Genomic DNA, 17,789 nt, shown 5'->3' with positions numbered 1-17,789 from the left:
CTGCAATCCCGTGGTTTTACGGTGAAATTAATGGCACCACAGTTTGTGAAGCCATATGTGAAGAGCAATAAGAACGACGCCAACGACGCGGAAGCCATATGCGAAGCCATGTCACGCAACAGTATGCGCTTCGTTGCGGTGAAGCGTATTGAGCAGCAGGACATCCAAGCGGTACATCGCGTGCGCTCAGAGCTCATTGAGCAGCGTACCGCCAAGGCGAATCAGATTCGCGGGCTCGTTGCCGAATATGGTTTGGTGGCGCCGAAAGAGATGACGCAGCTACGCCGGGCGGTCCCGATCTGGCTGGAAGATGCAGATAACGGGCTGACGTATCGGTTTCGGCGATTGCTGAGGGGCTTGTGGGGCGATGTGCTGGTGCTTGATAGTCGAGTCAAGGAACTGGATCAAGAGATCGAATTGATTGCACAGAGCCATCCCTTGGCCAAGCTGCTGATGCAGTTGCGCGGAGTTGGGCCGATCGTCGCGACTGCGCTGATTGCCGCAGTTGGAGATGGAGCACAGTTCAAGAACGGCCGCCAGATGTCGGCAGCAATCGGTATCACGCCTCGTCAACATAGCTCTGGCGGCAAAGAGCGATTACTGGGCATCAGCAAGCGGGGAGATTCCTATTTGCGCGCGATGCTGATTCATGGCGCGCGGTCCGTAATACGGATGGCTAAGGCCAAAGACAAAACGGATCGCTTGAGCCAGTGGGTCATGTCCCTTGCGCAGCGCCGCCACCCCAATGTGGCCGCCGTGGCTTTGGCGAACAAGACTGTGCGCATTGCCTGGGCGATGCTGCGGACGGGAAAGGATTATCAACCGGCCCTTGCCATGGGCTGACGCCCACGCCAAGGGCCGGTCTTGAGTAACAGCGGCACAACGTAGGACCAGATCAACCACGATTGCGAAGCAAGCCGAACGATGGCAAACAGGTCGAACCGGCGCCGGAAAAGCCCTTGTTGGACGTAGTGCGGAAAAGCACGTGTAAGCGATTGGGAACTGGCGCGCGAATAGCCCATCATGGCCCGGCATCGAGATGCTTGATGCTGCTGTAAGAGGCCGGATATACGTGAGCAGTCGATCCTACCAACCAAAGTATGGCGTGCTTGCAACCGAGGAGGGGTCCATATACATGTCCAACGGGCTTTTGAGCCGCTGTTGATTAAGCTTCACCGCCAGGGTCGAGATCAGGCGGAACAGGCAGGTCTTTGGATAAGGCGGGTGCCAAGCCGCCGTAGCGTTCAAAGTGATTGAGCTGATAGATATAGGCCAGCACTTCTGCAACAGCATTGTAAAGCGGGGTGGGAATGTCCTCACCCAGTTCAGCATGGTGGTACAGGGCACGTGCTAGGGGTGGGGTACGCAGAATGGGCACTTTGTTGTCGCGCCCCAGCTCGATGATGCGCTCGGCCAGCAGGAAAGACCCTTTGGCGATGACTCTTGGCGCCTTCATCTTCTGTTCGTCGTATTGCAGGGCGACCGCATAGTGCGTCGGGTTGGTGACGATGACATCGGCCTTGGGAATCTCGCTCATCATGCGCTGGCGGGCTGCCTGCATCTGCAATTGGCGTATCTTGGCCTTGACCTGCGGGTCCCCGTCCGATTCCTTGCTCTCCTGTTTGACCTCGGCCTTGGTCATGCGCAGGTTCTTCTTGTAATCCCACAGTTGGAATGGCACGTCGATGGCGACAATCAACAGCATCGACCCCGCCACCATCAACAGGGTGGTTTTGGTCAGGTCGAACAGAAAGGCCAGGCTCGCAAAAGGCGGCATGGCGATCATCTGGATGATTTGTTCCTTTTCAAACCAGATCGTGGCGATGGCGACACCCCCAATCAGGCCGGACTTAAGAATGGCCTTGACCATCTCGACCAGGCTGCGCACTGAAAGAATGCGGCCGATGCCTGTCATGGGGTTGAGCTTGCTGAACTTGGGTTCGAGCGCATCGAAAGTGAACAGCCAGCCTGAAATGACGATGGACGAGGCAATGGCGGCGACGGCAGTGGCTACGAGTACTGGTATGAGAGCACGCAGTGCGTCGAAAGCGGCAGTGGAAAAGTGCACCAGGAGCTGATCGATATCACCAAGTACGGCGCGGTTGAAAGTCAGGTTGTTGATGGTGATTTGCTTGAGCGTAGCCAGGATGCTATCCCCGGTGACGATCAGCATCACGAGGCCGGTCATGACGACAGAGAACGTGACCAGCTCATGCGAACGCGCGACCTGCCCGTTGTTGCGCGCTTCTTCCAGTCTTCGCGGACTGGGGTCTTCTGTACGTTCGAGGTCGCTGTCTTCTGCCACGCTGCAGGCTCAGGGTGATAGGTCTTGGCGTTAAATGTAGCAAGGCCGCCCGTGGGCGGCCTGCAAACTTTCTATTTACTGCGATTGACGCTCGCCATGGTGGCTTGGCTGACCTTGATCAGGTCACTCGGTTTTTGGCGGATCATGTCCGAATACAGGGCGTTTTTCTTGGCAAGGCTTTCCACCAGTAGCCAGCCAGCAAAGCGTGCTTCGGCCAATTGTTCGGTGGAATAGGTGTTGAGCGTTGCTGCACTGTTGTCACCCAGCTTGGGCAATATGGTGCTCAGCACGGTTTTACGATTGGCGCGCAATTTGGCTAGCTCGTCGGTGCTGATAGCGAGGTATTGCTCGACGCTCTTTCCTGGTGCTGCCACGGCTGCACCGTGGGCGACAACGCCTTCACCCACGACCAACTCGGCTAATGAACGCGGCTTGTTACCCCAGCCTGCCGTCTTGGCCAGCATGGCTTGGCCCATCAGGCGGGCGGCGGGTACGGCGCGTGTATCAGGGCCGACTTCCAACGGCAGGTAGACGTTCAGTATGTCACCTTCCTGTTCACTCCAGACCCGGCCATCGAAAGTACCGACATAGGCAACCAGCCGCATGCTCATCGATTTATCGAGGCTGAAGTGCTTGGACAGGGTATCGAGGGTTTTGCTGGGTTCGCTGGCAATGCCGTCAAAACCGGCTTCGATTTTCGGCAGTGCTTCGGCGTAGCGCGGCCAGGCGGTGTCGAGGGCGGCACGTGTTGCTTCTGGTGTGGCTTGGGCGCTGAAGCCATAGTCTTGCTTGAACAGACGCCAGCGGCGGTCTTCCTGCGATTCGGGCGTTGTAGCATCAGGCGTGGTTGCTGTTGCGGGGACCGCGGCAACCGGTTTGTTGGCGGCTTCATAGAACTCGACGAAGCTGGGTGATAGATCGCGTACTTTCAGATCCAAAGCGACTTCGGCTGCTTGTGCTGCACCGAAACACAGCGCAATGCTGGCGGCCAGAATGAATTGACGCATGGTGGAGGGACTCCGCTGACGAGAATGAAAGCCCTGGTAGTGGTCAATGATTGTTTTTTTTGTCGACGATCTTGAATCAACCACGTTGGGTCGGGCAGGTGGCCCGCATTCTACTCGCCAGTATTGGGACATGCATCGGCCTGTTTTTAGAACCCGTGGGCTGCCTGCCTTGAAAGGGTTTTCAGGATCGCTGCATCGATGATTGGATAGTGCGTTCGTGGTACGACGGTGATGGATTCAGCCGACGATACGGTTACGGCCGCCTTGTTTGGCTTTGTATAGCTGGGCATCGGCATGCAAAAAGAGTTCGTTCTCGGTCTTGAAGGTGGGGAAGGCGGCAGCGCCGCCACTGAAACTGAACTGCTTGTCCAGCCCCGGCTCCGCTTCGAAAATCAGCGCGTTGAATTCCTCCCGCATCTTGTCCAGACGTTTCAACATGTCGGCCATGTTGCAATTCCAGAACAGCATGACGAACTCCTCGCCACCAAACCGGCTGAGCAGGTCTTCTTCCCCCATATAGCCACTGAGGTGCAACGATAGGCGCTTGATGACAATGTCGCCGAAGTAATGCCCCCATGTATCGTTGATGGTTTTGAACTTGTCGATGTCGATGACAGCCAGCCCAAGCGGCTTGCCTTGCACCTCCGCCTGTTTGATGACCTCACTGGCGGCTTGTTGGAAGCCGATCTTGTTCAAGAGACCTGTGGCGCGGTCGCGGCTGATCAAGTCGCGTGCCAGGCGAATCTTGCCAAGCCGGTTGATGAGCTGGCGAGTAAGAATGTCGCTGGCCTTGCGCTGCATGAGTGCATCAAACCCGTCCATCACGGCCTTGCGGGACAAGTCATCATCGGTGCTGTCGATCAGCAATAATACTTCGAGGCTGGGGTCGGCCTCCAGATTGCGTTTGAGAATGCGGACAATCGATTCGGTACGGCGATAGAGTTGCTCGGCAATCACCACGATATCAGGCTGTACCCGCTTTACTTCACGTTGCAGGCTTTGCAATTCATCATGCTCGATGACCTGGATACGGCGTTCCTGCATGACTTCCAGATCGATCAACCCGGGTGTGCCCACCAGCATGATCTTACCGGCCATGTTGCGGCGTGCCTGCGCCAACAGGTTGAAAAGCTTGTCGACCAGTTTGTCATTGGCGATGGGTTTTTCTGCATAAGCCAAGCAGTTCGATTCGACCAACATCTGCTGCAATAAAAAGCGCCCACTCTGTTTTTCGGTTTGCAAATAGACGTAATCGCGATGGCTGGGCAGCTGCTTGAAGAGGTCGCGCAGGAAGAGGGTGCGATTGTTGTCGGCAGTTTGCAGGCTGTAGAGACAGTCCAGATCGACCACCAGAAGGTCTTCCTCACTGGCGAATATCGCGGCTTGTTGGAATTCGACCATCTGGTCGAAGAACTGCATATCAAAATCGTACTTATGCGCTAGCAGCGTGAGCTGATGCTGGTTGTCTTGAACAAAAAACGTCTGAGCCAGCACCCAGGCGCGCCGCTGGAATAGGAATTCGCTACCACTCTGTTTCACTGTTCGCTCCGCAATGATTTGCAGGCCAATCTATGCAGGCCACTTAACCAGTCTAGCGCTCAAAATGCACGGCACCAGAATACCCTGCCATTAAAATTTCTACTGCTCGGAATATTGTGGCTAAGCCGCCTCTGAGTCGGCCGACTCGCTTCGTAATCTGCGGGCAAGTGTGCTGACGTTGTTATCTGTTTCTTAAATGAAGCCCACGATAGTCAAAGCATGGATCAGGTTAAGGCAATGTTCCAGCTAAGTTGAAGGGTTTTACGCATAGGCTTATTTCTCGATGTAATTGAATACATCCTGCAGTGCTTCTTACCCGGTCAACACAAGTCTTCCGCTTGATTCGCTAATGCCTTCATAGCCGAAAGAAGCTTTCTGCCACGGCGTTTTCATGGCAGTTACCGCGGCGGTTCAATACTTGGCTTTAATCAATGCGCCTTCATGCGTCCTTATAACGTTAGGTGATGTCCGTTACCCACACCTTGTTAGGTTCGGTCACCTCAAACTGTCGATCCAAATGATTGGATGCGATGATGGCGGGCCTACCTCTTAGCGGCCAGGGAGACGGGGATAGTCTGTTTAGGGGCGCAGCCCTTCACCTCGCATCAGGCGGGCAACACGGTGCTTATTGCACACCTCACCTAACGCGTGATCTTGGATGAAGGCCAAAATTGCAAACAGGGAATCAGTGCCGACCGTTGTAATGGTCAAATCTTGGTGAAGCTCCGACAACTGTCCATGCTCACTGCAAAGAGGTTAAGAAAAAATACATTGAGGGACATATGAGAGAATTGAGGACCGTCGTGTTCTTCATCAATCCACCCAACAGCAACGATATAGGGACCGTCCAGACGGACAGCCAATTCGTATCGAAAGGCGTGCAGCACACCGATTGGGCGAATTTTCCGCATCTGGGCATCCTGTCGCTTGCGTCCTATATCGATTCGTTGCCGGATCTCGAATCAATCTATATCGACGGTGTCGTCCATGCGCTTGACGCAATCGTTGAAGTCATCCGCAATCATGCACCACGCACGCTTGCCGTGTGTCTCAGTGCGATCACTGCGAACTATGAAGCAGCCATCATGCTGGCGCGGAAGATCAGGGCGCTGGATCCAGAGATCCTGATCGTGATGGGCAACGATCATTTTTCGGCGCTGAGTCAGGAAATCCTGTCACGCCATCACGCCCTGATCGATTGCGGCTTCATTGGCAACGAAATCTACGCCGGACTCGGCCAGTATTTGCAGGAGCGGCAGCGCCGTGCGCCCGACGGCATCTATCCCGGATGCGTGCGCTGGCTTGACGGCGCGCTCGTTGCCGATCCGCAGATCCGCGAGGGCGTCAATCGCGTGATCGACTATCGGCTGATTGACCGTGCGCTGCCACACACAGTGCTCTATTCAGCCAACTTCACTCGCCGCCTTGGCCGCCGCATTCAGCAACTGACAGGGCGCCATGTGCGGCGAGGGGTCCCGGTGGAAATTGGTCGCGGCTGCATCAAGTTCAGCGGCGACGACGCGTGCTCGTTCTGCTCGATCCAGTACGGTGGTATGTGGAAGAACGAGCTTCCCGCAGAACAGGCATGGCAGGCAATTCATGCCGCGTGGTCGGCCGGTTACGACTACCTGTATGTGACGGCGGACGAGCTGCCGCTCACGTTCGCGCGGTTAATGCTCGACATGGCGGAGGTACCCCCGCCGTGGTGGCAGGCGCTCGAGCCTGCTGAACGCCCGATCCTTGTCGGCTACGCGCGCGCCGATGGCATGGAGAAGGAGCAGGTGCTGAAGGCGATGCGGCACATCGGATTCCGGATCCTGTTCGTAGGCGTGGATGCCGGCGCGGCGCTTTCACTGCAGGCGCTTAACAAGCCGCTCAAGAACAAGCAGCCGGCGTTAGCCGCGCAGCGCATGTACGAATCGAACCTGCGAGCATTACAGAACGCCCGCGATCACTGTATCTCGATCAAGGCTGGCTTCGTGCTCGGTCATCTGGGCATGAACGAAGCGCTGCTCGAGGAAAACGTGCAGACCTATGTCGAGTTCCTCTGCCGTGGGCAGGACGTGATAGTCAGCGCCGACATCGAACTGTTGTCTCCTGAACCGGGCTCGAAGGATTTTCACTACCTGACCCATCCGGAATCAGCCGCGACGTTGTCGGACCACCTCGGCCTGCCAATTGCGCCTGCCGAGTTGCGCGCCCAGGTGGCCGAACAGTATCGGAACATCGACATCTTCGACCGGGAGCAGGCTATTGACGACTATATCCGCGTTTTTATGCCCGCGCTGTCCAAGAACCGGCTTGCGCAGGCACGCGAGCGTGTGCGGACGGAATGCACACGGCTCGGGATCGTCATAGGTGACGACATCTGATGACGTTCAACCAGGTGCTTGCCTTCGTCGTCACCTGCCTCGGGTTCGGCTTCATTCCCGGTCCGGCACTCCTCCAGACCGTGTCGTTGACGCTGCAGCATGGCCGCCGTGCGGGCGTGCTGTCAGCGCTCGGCATCCACCTCGGTGCGTTCATCCAGATTTGTATCGTCGCAGTTGGCGCGGTGACCGTCCTGAAGACATCGCCGTGGCTTTACCATGCCCTGCGCATCACAGGTGGTGCGTACTTGATCTGGCTCGGAATCCAGCGCCTCCGCGCGCGGCCGGACACCGACGCGGGCACAGCCGCGAGCATTCCCAAGAACCTGATTGTGTCGAGCGCATTCATCGAGGCGTTGAACCCAAAGTCCGCACTGTTCTACATGGCGTTCCTGCTGCAGTTCGTCGATCCGTCGTCGTCGCTTGACGTCGGCTGGCAGTTGTTCCTGCTTGGTGCGGGCGCGAACCTGCTGTTCTCGATTGCCGACTTGCTGTGCATCACGCTCGCCCATCCGCTGCACAGAAATGCCCCGTCGGGTGGTCGAATGATGAAGATCGGCCGCTACCTGAGCTGCTCGCTGTTCATTGCGCTTGGCATGCTCGCAATCATCGAGCGATGAGTGCTGGCAATACTAAGAACCTGTTTACAATCTTAGAACCTGTCTAAAGACTCGCGAGCTAAGGCAAGATAAGGCGAAAACAGCCGAGGAAGCGGAGTTTACACAGGGTAAATGAGCATTCCGAGGGTGTTTTCAACGCCATATTGCCGACCCGCAGCAGACTTTAGACAGCTTCCTTACTGCGCAGCCGTGATCAGGGCTCATGTGCTGCTCGAAAGCCCCCGCAAGAGGGACGCCGAACTGCTACGGTACTTCGCACCAAGCCCTCATCGGCTCTTCGCCAAGACGCTGGCGAGCTTGTGTCAAGGTGCTTTTGGCGATGTTTGGATTCACTTCATCGTGGAGGATGAGATCGAGCTGGACGACCATCTCGGGAACGTACGGTGAAACTAGGGTGTTTGTGAGCCTTGCCAACCATTGGAGCCGCTGCGAGAAGTGAATTGACCTAGGGTAGGGCAGTATCCGACTCAGAAAAGAAAAATACCGTTCACGGGCTAAAGTGAACGGTATTACCTATAAACGCGCTTTCTTCACCTATATCGCTCGCGATCAATCGCGGAAGTTTTGGTACTGCAAGGGAAATTCCTCGATCGACTTCTTCACCAGGGCGATCGTGTCTTGCAATAGGTCGCGCTTTGCGCCTGATACACGCACGGCTTCGCCTTGAATGCTTGCTTGCACTTTCAGCTTGGAATCCTTGATCACCCGGACAATTTTCTTGGCAAGCTCGGTTTCAATACCTACCTTGACTGTGATGGACTGCTTAACCTTGTTGCCGCTAACTTTCTCAAGCTTGCCTTCATCAAGACAGCGAGTATCAACACCCCGCTTAGCCATCTTGCCTAACAGGATTTCCTTGGCTTGCTCCAGTTGAAACTCATTGTCGGCAAAGACGGTCAGCACCTTCTCGGCCTGCTCGACGCGCGCGTCCGAGCCTTTGAAGTCGAAACGGTTGCCGACTTCCTTATTGGCTTGCTCAACCGCGTTCTTGACTTCTACTTCGTTGACTTCGGACACAATGTCGAATGACGGCATAATCAGATTTCCCCCAATAAAAACAATTTGAACATTTTACCCGAGTGGACCATGAAAACAGCAGCCCTAGATGCCTTTACCCGCAAGACTGCAAGCCAGGTGGTGTACCAGATATTCCCAGAACGCTTCGCAATCGGCGGGGGGCTGTCCAGTTCAGAGAAACTGGCGCATCCGGCCTATGCCATTCCCGGCGTGCATAAGCGGGGTTGGGATGAACCAACGCTGCAACAACCCTGGGGTAATCAATTCTACGGGGGCGACCTGGATGGAATCGCCGATAAACTCGATTATCTCACTGACCTTGGTATCACCGGTGTGTATCTCACGCCGGTCTTCACCGCCCCAAGCAACCATAAATACGATGCGACCGACTTCTTCAGCATCGACCCGATGTTTGGTGGCGAACCCGCCCTTAAACGCTTGACTGACGCCTTACACGCACGCGGCATGACGTTGACGCTGGATGCGGTGCTGAACCATGTGTCCGACCAGCACCCGTGGTTTTTGGCGGCCAAAGCGGGGGACCCGGACAAGCGAGACTGGTTTACCTTCGATGCAAAAGGCGATGCCTTGTGCTGGCAGGATTACGGCATGATGCCGGAGTTGAATCTGGCCAACCCGGCTGTGCGCGATGTGATGTACCGCCAACCCAAAAGCCTTGTCCAACATTGGCTGGCTAAGGGCGTCGACAACTGGCGGTTCGACGTCGCGCAAGATGTGGGTATTCCATTTGCGCAGGAAATGGCCAACGCCGTGGCCAAGCACTTTCCCGATACCGTCCTGTTGGGCGAGCTCAATGGTTTCTCAGCCAGTTGGTTTGAAGCGCCCGGCGGCTTTCACGGCATGATGAACTACTGGTATCGCACCGCCACGCTGGCTTGGCTGGCCGGTGAGATCGATGCGGTGCAGATGAATGCTGCTGTGCGCGATGCGCGCGAAGGTTATGGTTTGAAGGGGTTGCTGTGCTCGTGGAATATGCTATCGAGCCACGATACGCCCCGGTTGATTACCACCCTGGGTAGCGCGGCCAAAGCGCGTACCGCCTTGCTAATGCAAATGACCTTACCGGGCGTGCCCCTGGTTTACTACGGTGAGGAGATCGGCATGCAGGGTGGTGCCGACCCAGACTGCCGTCGACCCATGCGCTGGAATGAAGCCGAATGGGACCCTGCGCAGCGCAGTTGGGTGAAGCAGCTGATCGCTATCCGCCAAACCAGCCCGGCACTACAGTACGGTGATGTGATTGTGCTGGGTGACCGCCTGCCGGGCAATAACGCGCTGGTATTCCTCCGCCACACCGAGCAACCTGGTGAAGCTGCGCTGGTGGTGGTGAATGAAAGCGACAAGCCGCTGCAACAAAAGCTGCTGTTGCCCTATTCCCACTGGTACGACGGTGTGCCCCTCAAAGATGCGCTGGGCAATGCGCCCGATATCAAGGTACAGGCTGCCAGCATCCAACTCAGCATTCCTGCCCATGCCGCCTCAATCTACCAAGCGAGCGAACCTTATCAGCACTACACCTTCTTCAAGCCACGTAACCGCTTATGAGAACCTGTTTACGATGTTAGATGCGCCATTAGGGGAATTCGGCAGGCAGCATGCGCCACTAGAAGCCACTTTTGAGAACCTGTCTAAAGTCTGCTGCGCGTCGGCAATATGGCGTTGAAAACACCCTAGAAATGCTCATTTACCACTTGTAAACTCCGCTTCCTCGGCTGTTTCCGCCTTATCTTGCCTTAGCTAGCGAGACTATAAACAGGTTCTGAGGAGGTAGAGGACGGCGCAAAACAACTCGTACAAGTCGATTCGGCGAGGGCTGGTCTTTTTTCCGGGCGTTTGCTAACAGTGGGCGGATGTGGTCGAACTTTTCGCGACTGATATCACTGGGGTAGGAGGTTCTCATCCGGCAAGGATCAAGCATTTCGGTGGATGAGGAAAGACTTTAGACAGGTTCTTAGAACCTGTCTAAAGTCTGCTACGCGTCGGCAATATGGCGTTGAAAACACCCTCGGAATGCTCATTTACCAATTGTAAACTCCACTTCCTCGGCTGTTTTCGCCTTATCTTGCCTTAGCTCGCGAGGCTTTAGACAGGTTCTTAGGCCATTTTCTACACCGGTAATGCTGGAATATAGGGGTTGGACGGGGTGCCCAGAGGGCGCGTCAGCACTTTGGCGATGGCGGATTCCACAAGGTCGGGCTCCAGTAGCTGCAGGCAGTTCAAGTGCTTGAGCGGACAGGTGCGTTCGAAGCAAGGGCTGCATTCGAGGTCCAAGCTGACCACTTCCGCTTGCTTGCTCAACGGGGGGGTGAATTCTGGGCTGCTGGAGCCATAAAGCGCGACGATAGGCCGCGATAAGGCAGCCGCGACATGCATCAAGCCCGAGTCATTGGTCACCACCAGATGCGCGAGTGACAGCAGGTCGATGGCTTGCGCCAACGAGGTCCGGCCTGCCAAATCAACAATGGGAACCCCGGCTTGTTCGACAATGGCGCTGGTATCGGGCTTGTCTTTGGCGGAACCAAACAGCCAGACGGCATAGCCTTGCGACACCAAGCGACGCGCCAGTTCGGCAAAGTGCCGGGCCGGCCAACGTTTTGCCGGACCGTATTCTGCTCCTGGGCAAAAGGCGATGATAGGTTGGGCATCACTCAGGCCCAGCGCTTGTAATGCGGCTTGGTGTGATGCGGGGTCGATATGAAGCGTCGGGGCTGGAATCGGCCGTGGCAGCGGCTCTTCTGCGGCCTCGGCCAGGATGGCGAAGCGTTCGACCATCTGCGGGAGCGCTTTAGGGTCGAGCACCCTGAAATCATTCAGCAAGCCATAGCGCGATTCACCCACGAAGCCAGTCCGTTGTGGGATACGCGCAAACCACGGCACCAGCGCTGACTTGAGTGAGTTGGGTAGCACGATGACTTGATCAAACTGGCCACGTAATGCCCGCCCTAGCTTCCAGCGCTCGGTCAACTTGAGCGCGCCATGACCGAAAGGATTGCGCAAGGTAGCATCTACCTCTGGCATGCGATCAAGCAGCGGCAAAGTCCAATCGGGTGCGAGAACAGTGAGATTGGCATCGGGCCGGTATTGCTTTATCCGTTGGTAAAGCGGCTGGGCCATGACGCTGTCACCTACCCACGCGGGGGCGACGACGAGGATTCGGTATGGCATTGACGGGCTCTTTTGGCGTAAGGTTTGCGGTCATGCTGCAGTGCTACTTCTGCACTTTACCTAACCAAAATTTGAATAAACGCGATCGGCAAAAACCGCATGCCAGCGTTGTTTAGTGGCTATGGCCGGCAGGGCCGCCCTTTAGAACGTATTTGGTGCCGCAATAGGGGCAGAGTGCTTCGCCTGTTTTTTCGATGGGCAAAAAGACACGTGGATGGGCATTCCACTTCAGCATGTCCGGCATCGGGCAATGCAGCGGCAGGTTGCTGGCATCGACTTCAATGTGCTTTTTTGTGTTTTCTTTAAGCTGGGTCATGGTGCATTCCTCTAGGTCGGGTTGAACCCCGACGCAATACGGCAGGCGCGGCTGATACCGGCCTGCCAGTCAGTCAAACAACAGTAAGCCAAGCAGCGTGCTGCGCGGACTCGCCTTTTACGGCTGCAAAGTAGGCCGCTTGCAACGCGGTTGTCATCTGCCCGCGTCTGCCATCGCCAATGCTGCGGCCATCGAGCTCGCGAATCGGTGTGACTTCGGCAGCGGTGCCTGTAAAGAAGGCTTCATCGGCGATATAGACTTCGTCGCGGGTAATGCGCCGTTCAATCACTTCATAGCCCTGTTCCTTGGCAAGCTGGAAAACGGTGTCCCGCGTGATGCCTGCCAGGCAACTGGTGAGATCCGGTGTGTAGATCTTGCCTTTGCGGATGACGAAGATATTTTCGCCCGAACCCTCGGCCACATAGCCATCCACATCCAGCAGCAGTGCTTCTTCATAGCCATCGCGCACAGCTTCGGCATTGGCCAGGATGGAATTCATGTAGTTGCCATTGGCCTTGGCTTTGCACATGGTCACGTTGACGTGATGGCGGCTGAAGGACGAGGTTTTGACCCGAATGCCCTTGTTGAGACCATCGTCCCCCAGATACGCGCCCCATGGCCAAGCGGCGACGATAACGTGTACGTCTCCCAATGGCGGGGCGACGCCCAATTTGCCCGACCCATAAAAGGCCATCGGGCGGAAGTAGCAGGACTTGAGCTTATTCTCGCGCACGACCTGCTTGTGGGCTTCATTGATCTCATCCTTGCTGTAAGGCAGGGTCATACCCAGGATCTTGGCCGAGTTGAACAGGCGGTCGGTATGGTCTTGCAGGCGGAAGATGGCGGGTCCCTTGGCTGTTTCATAGGCGCGCACACCTTCGAAAACACCAAGGCCATAGTGCAGCGTATGGGTCAGTACATGGGTATTGGCCTCACGCCAATCAACGAGCTTGCCGTCATACCAGATGAAGCCGTCGCGATCGGCCATGGACATAGGTGTCTCCTCGGATTTGAATATCAAGCAGCGAAAGTTGCATTTTAGCCGTTTTGGTCCGGCCGGGCCACGCGGTGCAACCGGCTTGGGCTAAGATCGGGCCTTCCCCTTGCTACCCGGAGTAAAACATGCGTATTGCCTATGGCTGCCTGTTGATTGTTATTTTCCTGCCTTATGTCTGGGTCTACTTTGCCAAGTTCGGTAAGACCGAGGATGGTACGCCCTCCCGCTACAACAACTATGCACCCCGCGCACAACAAGCCAAGTTCGAAGGTTTTCGCGCGCGGGCGGTATGGGCGCATAACAATGCATTTGAAGCGTTGCCAGGCTTTGCCGCTGCCGTCTTGGTTGCGGCGCAGGTTGGGGTGGCAGTGGAAACCATCAATATTGCTGCAATTGTGTTTGTCTGCGCCCGCATCCTGCACGGTGTTTGCTATTTGGCCAACTGGGCGGCACAGCGTTCTGCCGTATGGTTTATCGGCTTTGTGGCGGTTGTGTTCTTGATGACTGAAGCGATATTGACGGTTGTATGAGCAGACCGAGGGAGTCGGTCGAATAAGGTCAGGGCGGTTAACGATAGCCGTCGGCTGCCGATAAGGTTGGAACCTATGCGGAGATGCGCTCATACATGACAAAGCTATAAGCGAATGCATCGCTTTGATGTCGTTCACGGCGTACTTCCTTGAATTGCTCACGTGACCAAGTGGGGAAGAATGCATCACCTTCGACATCAGCTTCAATTTCGGTCAGATAAAGCCGGTCTGCCAGCGGTAGTGCTTCTGCATAGAGAGATGCGCCGCCGATGAGGAAAACCTCTTGGGTGGGATCTGCTGCGGCGATGGCATCCTTGATGGAATGGGTAATGGTCACACCATCGACACGCCAAGCGGGATTGCGTGTCACTACGATATTGTGCCGCCCCGGCAATGGCCGGCCAATCGAGTCGTAGGTCTTGCGCCCCATGATGATAGGGTGGCCGCTGGTTGTGGCTTTGAAATACTTCAAATCTTCGGATAGGTGCCAGGGTAGGCGGTTTTCAATACCGACTGTGCGGTTACGGGCGAGGGCGGCAATAAGTGAGAGCATGGTAGCCATGGGAGTAAGCGGTGCATTGAGGGCGCCGTTTGGGGTGGCAAGGGTACGGCAAGACTCAAATAACAAAAAAGGCAGCCACGGCTGCCTTTTTTTGCAGGAAGCGCTTAAGCGCGCTTCTTGAATTCCATGGTGCGCGTGTCGATTTCGATCTTGTCACCGATTTCGATAAATGCGGCAACAGGTAGTTCAAAGGTGGTGCCTTTGAGTTTGGCTGGCTTCATCACCTTACCCGAGGTGTCGCCACGTACGGCGGGTTCGGTGTATTCCACTTCGCGTACGATGGTGGTTGGCAGTTCAACCGAGATGGCCTTGCCGTCATAGAACACGACTTCGCAGAGGTCTTCCATGCCATCAACGATAAAGTTCACGGTGTCGCCAACGTTTTCTGCTTCGACTTCGTATTGGTTGAATTCCGTGTCCATGAACACGAACATTGGATCGGCGAAGTAGGAGTAGGTGCATTCCTTCTTATCCAGCACGACCACGTCGAACTTTTCGTCCGCCTTGTACACGGCCTCCAAGCCTTGTTCGGTCAGCAGGTTCTTCATCTTCATTTTCACGACTGAAGCGTTACGGCCTGACTTGCTGTATTCAGCCTTGATCACAACCATCGGCTGACCATCGACCATGGCAACGTTGCCGGCGCGGAGTTCTTGTGCGGTTTTCATGCTGGTAAGTCCTGCGAGAAAGGTAAGCGTTTGATAAAGCGCGGCATTATACCTGGGAGCCAGGCAATTCCGCCACTTCGCCGGTATGCGAGATTTTCATAAAACCTGCCCAATGCCTGCTGCGCGCCTGCGATTAGGCATTGAATGCAGCCACGACATGCGTATTTAACCAAGCAAATGTAACGGCCGATATCGTTTTTTTCCGTGCTTCGCGTTTGTTTGCGAGGCTTTGAACGAGTGCCAAGTGACGTAATTCTTTCTGCCCCCCTCAACCCGATGGATCGAATTTGGCGGTGGCGAAATCAGCCAATTGTTGCATCAGGCTGGCTTGCTGGGCCAGAGCCTTGCACCAGCGTTGGCTATGCGTTGCCAGCTCGTCGCGTTGAGACCAAAGCACCTGCCAATGCGCTACGGTGTCTATGGTGTCGTACTGGTTCCAGCTATGCCAGAAGGCAGTGAGCGTACTACGTTGTGCATCAGGCAGGCTTTCAAGGTACCGCACCAGAAAAGCATCGAGCTTAGGCAGGTGGGCCTCCTCTTCCTGTGGGTAGATGTGCCAAGCCATGGGCCGTGCCGCCCATTGCGCGCGTACGAAAGAGTCTTCACCACGGATGAAGTTGAAATCGCATGCCCAAAGCAATCTGTCGTAGTCAGGTTGGCTCAGGAAGGGGAGGGCAAAGAGGGTAAGCTGGCTACGCTGCAGCCGGTTGCCCGGCAGGAAGGGCTCGCCCAGCCAGGCTTCTACCTGTCGGCTGGCTTTGCCGTGGGTGACGAGCAGGCAGAGGGGCGCTCCACTGGCCCAATGATGCAATAAACCGGGCAGCGCGGGGTTGTCGTAGCAGAACAATGAGACTAGCGGCCGCGTTTGCTCTGCGGCACTCAAACCTAGCTTGGCGAGCCAACTGGTACGTACTGTGCCCTGCGTTTGAAACGTATCCCGTTCGGACAACAGGTTTGCCTCGCGCAGTAGACCGCCCGTTGCCGCAGTAAAGCCCGGAAAGAAGAAGTGATGGGTCAGCGGTAGGCGGGGGTGGCGCGATCCTAGTGCGTGGCAACCTTCCACCCAGGTTTCGGCAGATAGATAGTCGAGATTGATCCAGACCGGCTTGGGGTTGGTCGCCACCATGGCGGTGAGAAGTTCGTTGGGTGGATTGCAGGCAAAGGCTTCAATAACGACTTGGTATGGCTGGACGGTTGGAAAGGGAGTGGTCCAATGCCGAATTTCCACGCCATCCCGCATTTGTGTTGCGGCGTTTATATCCAGTTGCGTCTGCAACATTCCCAGCGCAGCCAGATCGTCTACCCAAAGCCGCACCGGCTCGCCGCGCTCCTGGGCCAGCTGGCGGGCTAAGCGCCAGCAAACTCCAATGTCACCAAAGTTGTCGATGACGGTACAGAAGATGTCCCAGGATAGTCGCATGGATAGCGTTTTCAGTGGACTGGGTGGAGACCGGGTTCAGCAGTCATAAACCGCATCTTTTTTAACTTTGTGTGTTTGGTAATGGCGCGCCCTTGGGCCAGAGCAGCCAGATTTTACCTTGCTGCTTCATGCGGCCTGCGAATTGGCCCGCCTCGTTGCCATAGCCCCAGAAAAAGTCTGCGCGGATCGGCCCACGGATGGCCCCACCGGTGTCTTGGGCATGCATCAGTCGGTTAAGCGGTTTTTCTTCATTGGGCCAACTGGTAGCCAGATAGATAGGACTGCCTAAAGGAACGAATTTGGGGTCCACCGCGGCGCTTGCGCCATCGGTGAGAGGGACATTCAGCGCACCAATCGGACCGCCCTCCGCATTGGGAAGCTGGCGGAAAAAGACATAGCTCGGATTGCTGTCCAGCAATGTTTTAAGTCGGGCGGGATTAGCCCGGGCCCAAGCTTGTATGCCCTGCATCGATGCCTCGCCTGGCTTAAGTTGGCCTTGGTCTATCAACCATTTGCCGATGGATTTATAGGGATGGCCATTTTGGTCGGCATATCCCACGCGCATCAGACTGCCATCTTCCAATTGAACCCGACCCGAGCCCTGGATTTGCAGAAAGAAGGCCTCAATCGGGTTATCGGCCCACACCAGGGCGAGCCCTGCGGTAGGCGCTTTACCGGCCTCGATATCGGCACGGCTCCAATAAGGTACGACTTTGCGGCCATTCAGACGGCCGCGTAAGCGCTGACCTTTCATTGCAGGGAAGTTGTCTCCGAGGTCGATCAGCAATAAATCGTCGGGTACGCCGTAGATAGGTGCGCGTGTAGGTGAGGCTTCCTTGCTGCCTTTCAGGAGTGGCTCGTAGTAGCCGGTGATGAGGCCACTTTCTGCCCCCTCGCTGGTTGTGATTTGGTATGGCTGAAAACGCGATTCGAAAAAGGTGCGAATCGTGGCGTCATCGTTGGTGGGCAGGGCACGCGCTTCAGAGCAGACCTCTTTCCAGCCAGCCTTGTTGGCAAGCTTGTTGCATGATTTCAACCAAGCAGGCCAGCTATCGCGCAGATTATCGCCCGGCCAGTTGGGGAGGGCAGACCAGCTGGTGGCGTTGTAACGTGCGGTAAGGGGCGCAGGCTTGGTATTGTCACTACAGTTGCAGCTACTTGATTTTCCGGGCGGAGTAGCGCAACCGGCCAACAATAGTAAGAACAGGGCGAAGGTAAGAAAGTGGCGCATGGGAGGGTCATTTTCAGCGTGG

The 17,789-nt window shown here is 56.0% G+C and carries 17 protein-coding genes and 2 pseudogenes; 5 read left to right on the top strand and 14 right to left on the bottom strand.

The annotated features are described in order from the left end of the window. A partial coding sequence (locus CSQ89_RS08310) for an IS110 family transposase (protein WP_099405703.1) occupies positions 1 to 843 on the top strand: 843 nt, incomplete at its 5' end. 322 nt (positions 844 to 1,165) lie between these two features. Here CSQ89_RS08310 and flhB read toward each other — a convergent pair. The 4 genes and pseudogenes from flhB to CSQ89_RS23805 all read right to left on the bottom strand — a co-directional run. After that, complete coding sequence (gene flhB / locus CSQ89_RS08300; protein ID WP_099405701.1) at positions 1,166 to 2,305, bottom strand: flagellar biosynthesis protein FlhB; 1,140 nt, start codon at positions 2,303 to 2,305, stop codon at positions 1,166 to 1,168. Between the two features lie 71 nt (positions 2,306 to 2,376). Then, positions 2,377 to 3,312 (bottom strand): hypothetical protein, encoded by a 936-nt coding sequence (locus tag CSQ89_RS08295; RefSeq protein WP_099405700.1) that lies wholly within the window; start codon positions 3,310 to 3,312, stop codon positions 2,377 to 2,379. 237 nt (positions 3,313 to 3,549) lie between these two features. Beyond that, positions 3,550 to 4,851, bottom strand: a complete 1,302-nt coding sequence (locus tag CSQ89_RS08290) for a GGDEF domain-containing protein (protein ID WP_186293384.1) — start codon at positions 4,849 to 4,851, stop codon at positions 3,550 to 3,552. A gap of 460 nt (positions 4,852 to 5,311) precedes the next feature. Further along, positions 5,312 to 5,496, bottom strand: a pseudogene (locus CSQ89_RS23805) (IS3 family transposase); the annotation flags it as partial. Between the two features lie 158 nt (positions 5,497 to 5,654). On the opposite strand from CSQ89_RS23805, the gene CSQ89_RS08285 reads away from it, so the two are divergent. Together CSQ89_RS08285 and CSQ89_RS08280 are read left to right on the top strand one after the other, a co-directional pair. Continuing rightward, positions 5,655 to 7,223, top strand: coding sequence for a B12-binding domain-containing radical SAM protein (locus CSQ89_RS08285; protein ID WP_233203014.1), 1,569 nt, complete (start codon positions 5,655 to 5,657; stop codon positions 7,221 to 7,223). Further along, entirely contained in the window at positions 7,223 to 7,840 is a 618-nt protein-coding gene (locus CSQ89_RS08280; protein ID WP_099405698.1) for a LysE family translocator, read from the top strand. The genes CSQ89_RS08285 and CSQ89_RS08280 overlap by 1 nt, the downstream gene beginning before the upstream one ends. 243 nt (positions 7,841 to 8,083) lie before the next feature. On the opposite strand, the gene CSQ89_RS23800 is transcribed toward CSQ89_RS08280, so the two are convergent. Both CSQ89_RS23800 and CSQ89_RS08270 read right to left on the bottom strand, forming a co-directional pair. After that, positions 8,084 to 8,209: a transposase domain-containing protein gene (locus tag CSQ89_RS23800; RefSeq protein ID WP_199065326.1), complete on the bottom strand. Its 126-nt coding sequence runs from the start codon at positions 8,207 to 8,209 to the stop codon at positions 8,084 to 8,086. Between the two features lie 180 nt (positions 8,210 to 8,389). After that, complete coding sequence (locus tag CSQ89_RS08270) at positions 8,390 to 8,875, bottom strand: YajQ family cyclic di-GMP-binding protein (protein ID WP_099405697.1); 486 nt, start codon at positions 8,873 to 8,875, stop codon at positions 8,390 to 8,392. Positions 8,876 to 8,926: 51 nt separating this feature from the next. Between CSQ89_RS08270 and CSQ89_RS08265 the strand changes: the two genes are divergently transcribed. Continuing rightward, entirely contained in the window at positions 8,927 to 10,423 is a 1,497-nt protein-coding gene (locus CSQ89_RS08265) for a glycoside hydrolase family 13 protein (RefSeq protein WP_099405696.1), read from the top strand. A gap of 210 nt (positions 10,424 to 10,633) precedes the next feature. On the opposite strand, the pseudogene CSQ89_RS08260 reads toward CSQ89_RS08265, so the two are convergent. The 4 genes and pseudogenes from CSQ89_RS08260 to CSQ89_RS08245 form a co-directional block, all read right to left on the bottom strand. Next, positions 10,634 to 10,778 (bottom strand): annotated as a pseudogene (locus CSQ89_RS08260) (IS5/IS1182 family transposase); the annotation flags it as partial. A 206-nt stretch (positions 10,779 to 10,984) separates the two neighbouring features. Beyond that, positions 10,985 to 12,043, bottom strand: coding sequence for a lipopolysaccharide heptosyltransferase II (waaF, locus tag CSQ89_RS08255; RefSeq protein WP_099405695.1), 1,059 nt, complete (start codon positions 12,041 to 12,043; stop codon positions 10,985 to 10,987). A gap of 112 nt (positions 12,044 to 12,155) precedes the next feature. Continuing rightward, complete coding sequence (locus tag CSQ89_RS08250; protein ID WP_099405694.1) at positions 12,156 to 12,359, bottom strand: zinc-finger domain-containing protein; 204 nt, start codon at positions 12,357 to 12,359, stop codon at positions 12,156 to 12,158. Between the two features lie 73 nt (positions 12,360 to 12,432). After that, positions 12,433 to 13,353 carry a branched-chain amino acid transaminase gene (locus CSQ89_RS08245; RefSeq protein WP_099405693.1) on the bottom strand — a complete coding sequence of 307 codons (921 nt, stop codon included), beginning with the start codon at positions 13,351 to 13,353 and terminating at the stop codon, positions 12,433 to 12,435. Positions 13,354 to 13,481: 128 nt separating this feature from the next. On the opposite strand from CSQ89_RS08245, the gene CSQ89_RS08240 reads away from it, so the two are divergent. Continuing rightward, positions 13,482 to 13,886, top strand: a complete 405-nt coding sequence (locus CSQ89_RS08240; protein ID WP_099405692.1) for an MAPEG family protein — start codon at positions 13,482 to 13,484, stop codon at positions 13,884 to 13,886. 73 nt (positions 13,887 to 13,959) lie between these two features. Here the strand turns inward: CSQ89_RS08240 and CSQ89_RS08235 are convergent, their stop codons facing one another. From CSQ89_RS08235 to mltA, 4 genes are all read right to left on the bottom strand, one after another. Beyond that, positions 13,960 to 14,448, bottom strand: coding sequence for a dihydrofolate reductase (locus tag CSQ89_RS08235; RefSeq protein ID WP_099405691.1), 489 nt, complete (start codon positions 14,446 to 14,448; stop codon positions 13,960 to 13,962). A gap of 104 nt (positions 14,449 to 14,552) precedes the next feature. Then, positions 14,553 to 15,116, bottom strand: a complete 564-nt coding sequence (efp, locus tag CSQ89_RS08230; protein WP_099405690.1) for an elongation factor P — start codon at positions 15,114 to 15,116, stop codon at positions 14,553 to 14,555. 268 nt (positions 15,117 to 15,384) lie between these two features. Continuing rightward, positions 15,385 to 16,536 carry an elongation factor P maturation arginine rhamnosyltransferase EarP gene (gene earP / locus CSQ89_RS08225; protein WP_099405689.1) on the bottom strand — a complete coding sequence of 384 codons (1,152 nt, stop codon included), beginning with the start codon at positions 16,534 to 16,536 and terminating at the stop codon, positions 15,385 to 15,387. A 61-nt stretch (positions 16,537 to 16,597) separates the two neighbouring features. Next, positions 16,598 to 17,767, bottom strand: coding sequence for a murein transglycosylase A (gene mltA, locus CSQ89_RS08220; protein ID WP_099405688.1), 1,170 nt, complete (start codon positions 17,765 to 17,767; stop codon positions 16,598 to 16,600). Positions 17,768 to 17,789: the final 22 nt, after the last annotated feature.

Origin of the sequence: Chitinimonas sp. BJB300, from assembly GCF_002735695.1 — a bacterium.
Classification (GTDB): Bacteria; Pseudomonadota; Gammaproteobacteria; order Burkholderiales; family Chitinimonadaceae; genus Chitinimonas.
The sequence above is the reverse complement of the archived record's forward strand: the minus strand, read 5'-3'. Positions and strand labels throughout refer to the sequence as shown.

What these genes read in the sequence shown, in the direction of transcription:
- CSQ89_RS08295 (WP_099405700.1), bottom strand. Translation starts at nt 3,312, where the DNA reads ATGCGTCAATTCATTCTGGCCGCCAGCATTGCGCTGTGTTTCGGTGCA.
- CSQ89_RS08280 (WP_099405698.1), top strand. Translation starts at nt 7,223, where the DNA reads ATGACGTTCAACCAGGTGCTTGCCTTCGTCGTCACCTGCCTCGGGTTC.
- CSQ89_RS23800 (WP_199065326.1), bottom strand. Translation starts at nt 8,209, where the DNA reads ATGGTCGTCCAGCTCGATCTCATCCTCCACGATGAAGTGAATCCAAAC.
- CSQ89_RS08270 (WP_099405697.1), bottom strand. Translation starts at nt 8,875, where the DNA reads ATGCCGTCATTCGACATTGTGTCCGAAGTCAACGAAGTAGAAGTCAAG.
- CSQ89_RS08265 (WP_099405696.1), top strand. Translation starts at nt 8,927, where the DNA reads ATGAAAACAGCAGCCCTAGATGCCTTTACCCGCAAGACTGCAAGCCAG.
- waaF (WP_099405695.1), bottom strand. Translation starts at nt 12,043, where the DNA reads ATGCCATACCGAATCCTCGTCGTCGCCCCCGCGTGGGTAGGTGACAGC.
- CSQ89_RS08250 (WP_099405694.1), bottom strand. Translation starts at nt 12,359, where the DNA reads ATGACCCAGCTTAAAGAAAACACAAAAAAGCACATTGAAGTCGATGCC.
- CSQ89_RS08245 (WP_099405693.1), bottom strand. Translation starts at nt 13,353, where the DNA reads ATGTCCATGGCCGATCGCGACGGCTTCATCTGGTATGACGGCAAGCTC.
- CSQ89_RS08240 (WP_099405692.1), top strand. Translation starts at nt 13,482, where the DNA reads ATGCGTATTGCCTATGGCTGCCTGTTGATTGTTATTTTCCTGCCTTAT.
- CSQ89_RS08235 (WP_099405691.1), bottom strand. Translation starts at nt 14,448, where the DNA reads ATGGCTACCATGCTCTCACTTATTGCCGCCCTCGCCCGTAACCGCACA.
- efp (WP_099405690.1), bottom strand. Translation starts at nt 15,116, where the DNA reads ATGAAAACCGCACAAGAACTCCGCGCCGGCAACGTTGCCATGGTCGAT.
- earP (WP_099405689.1), bottom strand. Translation starts at nt 16,536, where the DNA reads ATGCGACTATCCTGGGACATCTTCTGTACCGTCATCGACAACTTTGGT.
- mltA (WP_099405688.1), bottom strand. Translation starts at nt 17,767, where the DNA reads ATGCGCCACTTTCTTACCTTCGCCCTGTTCTTACTATTGTTGGCCGGT.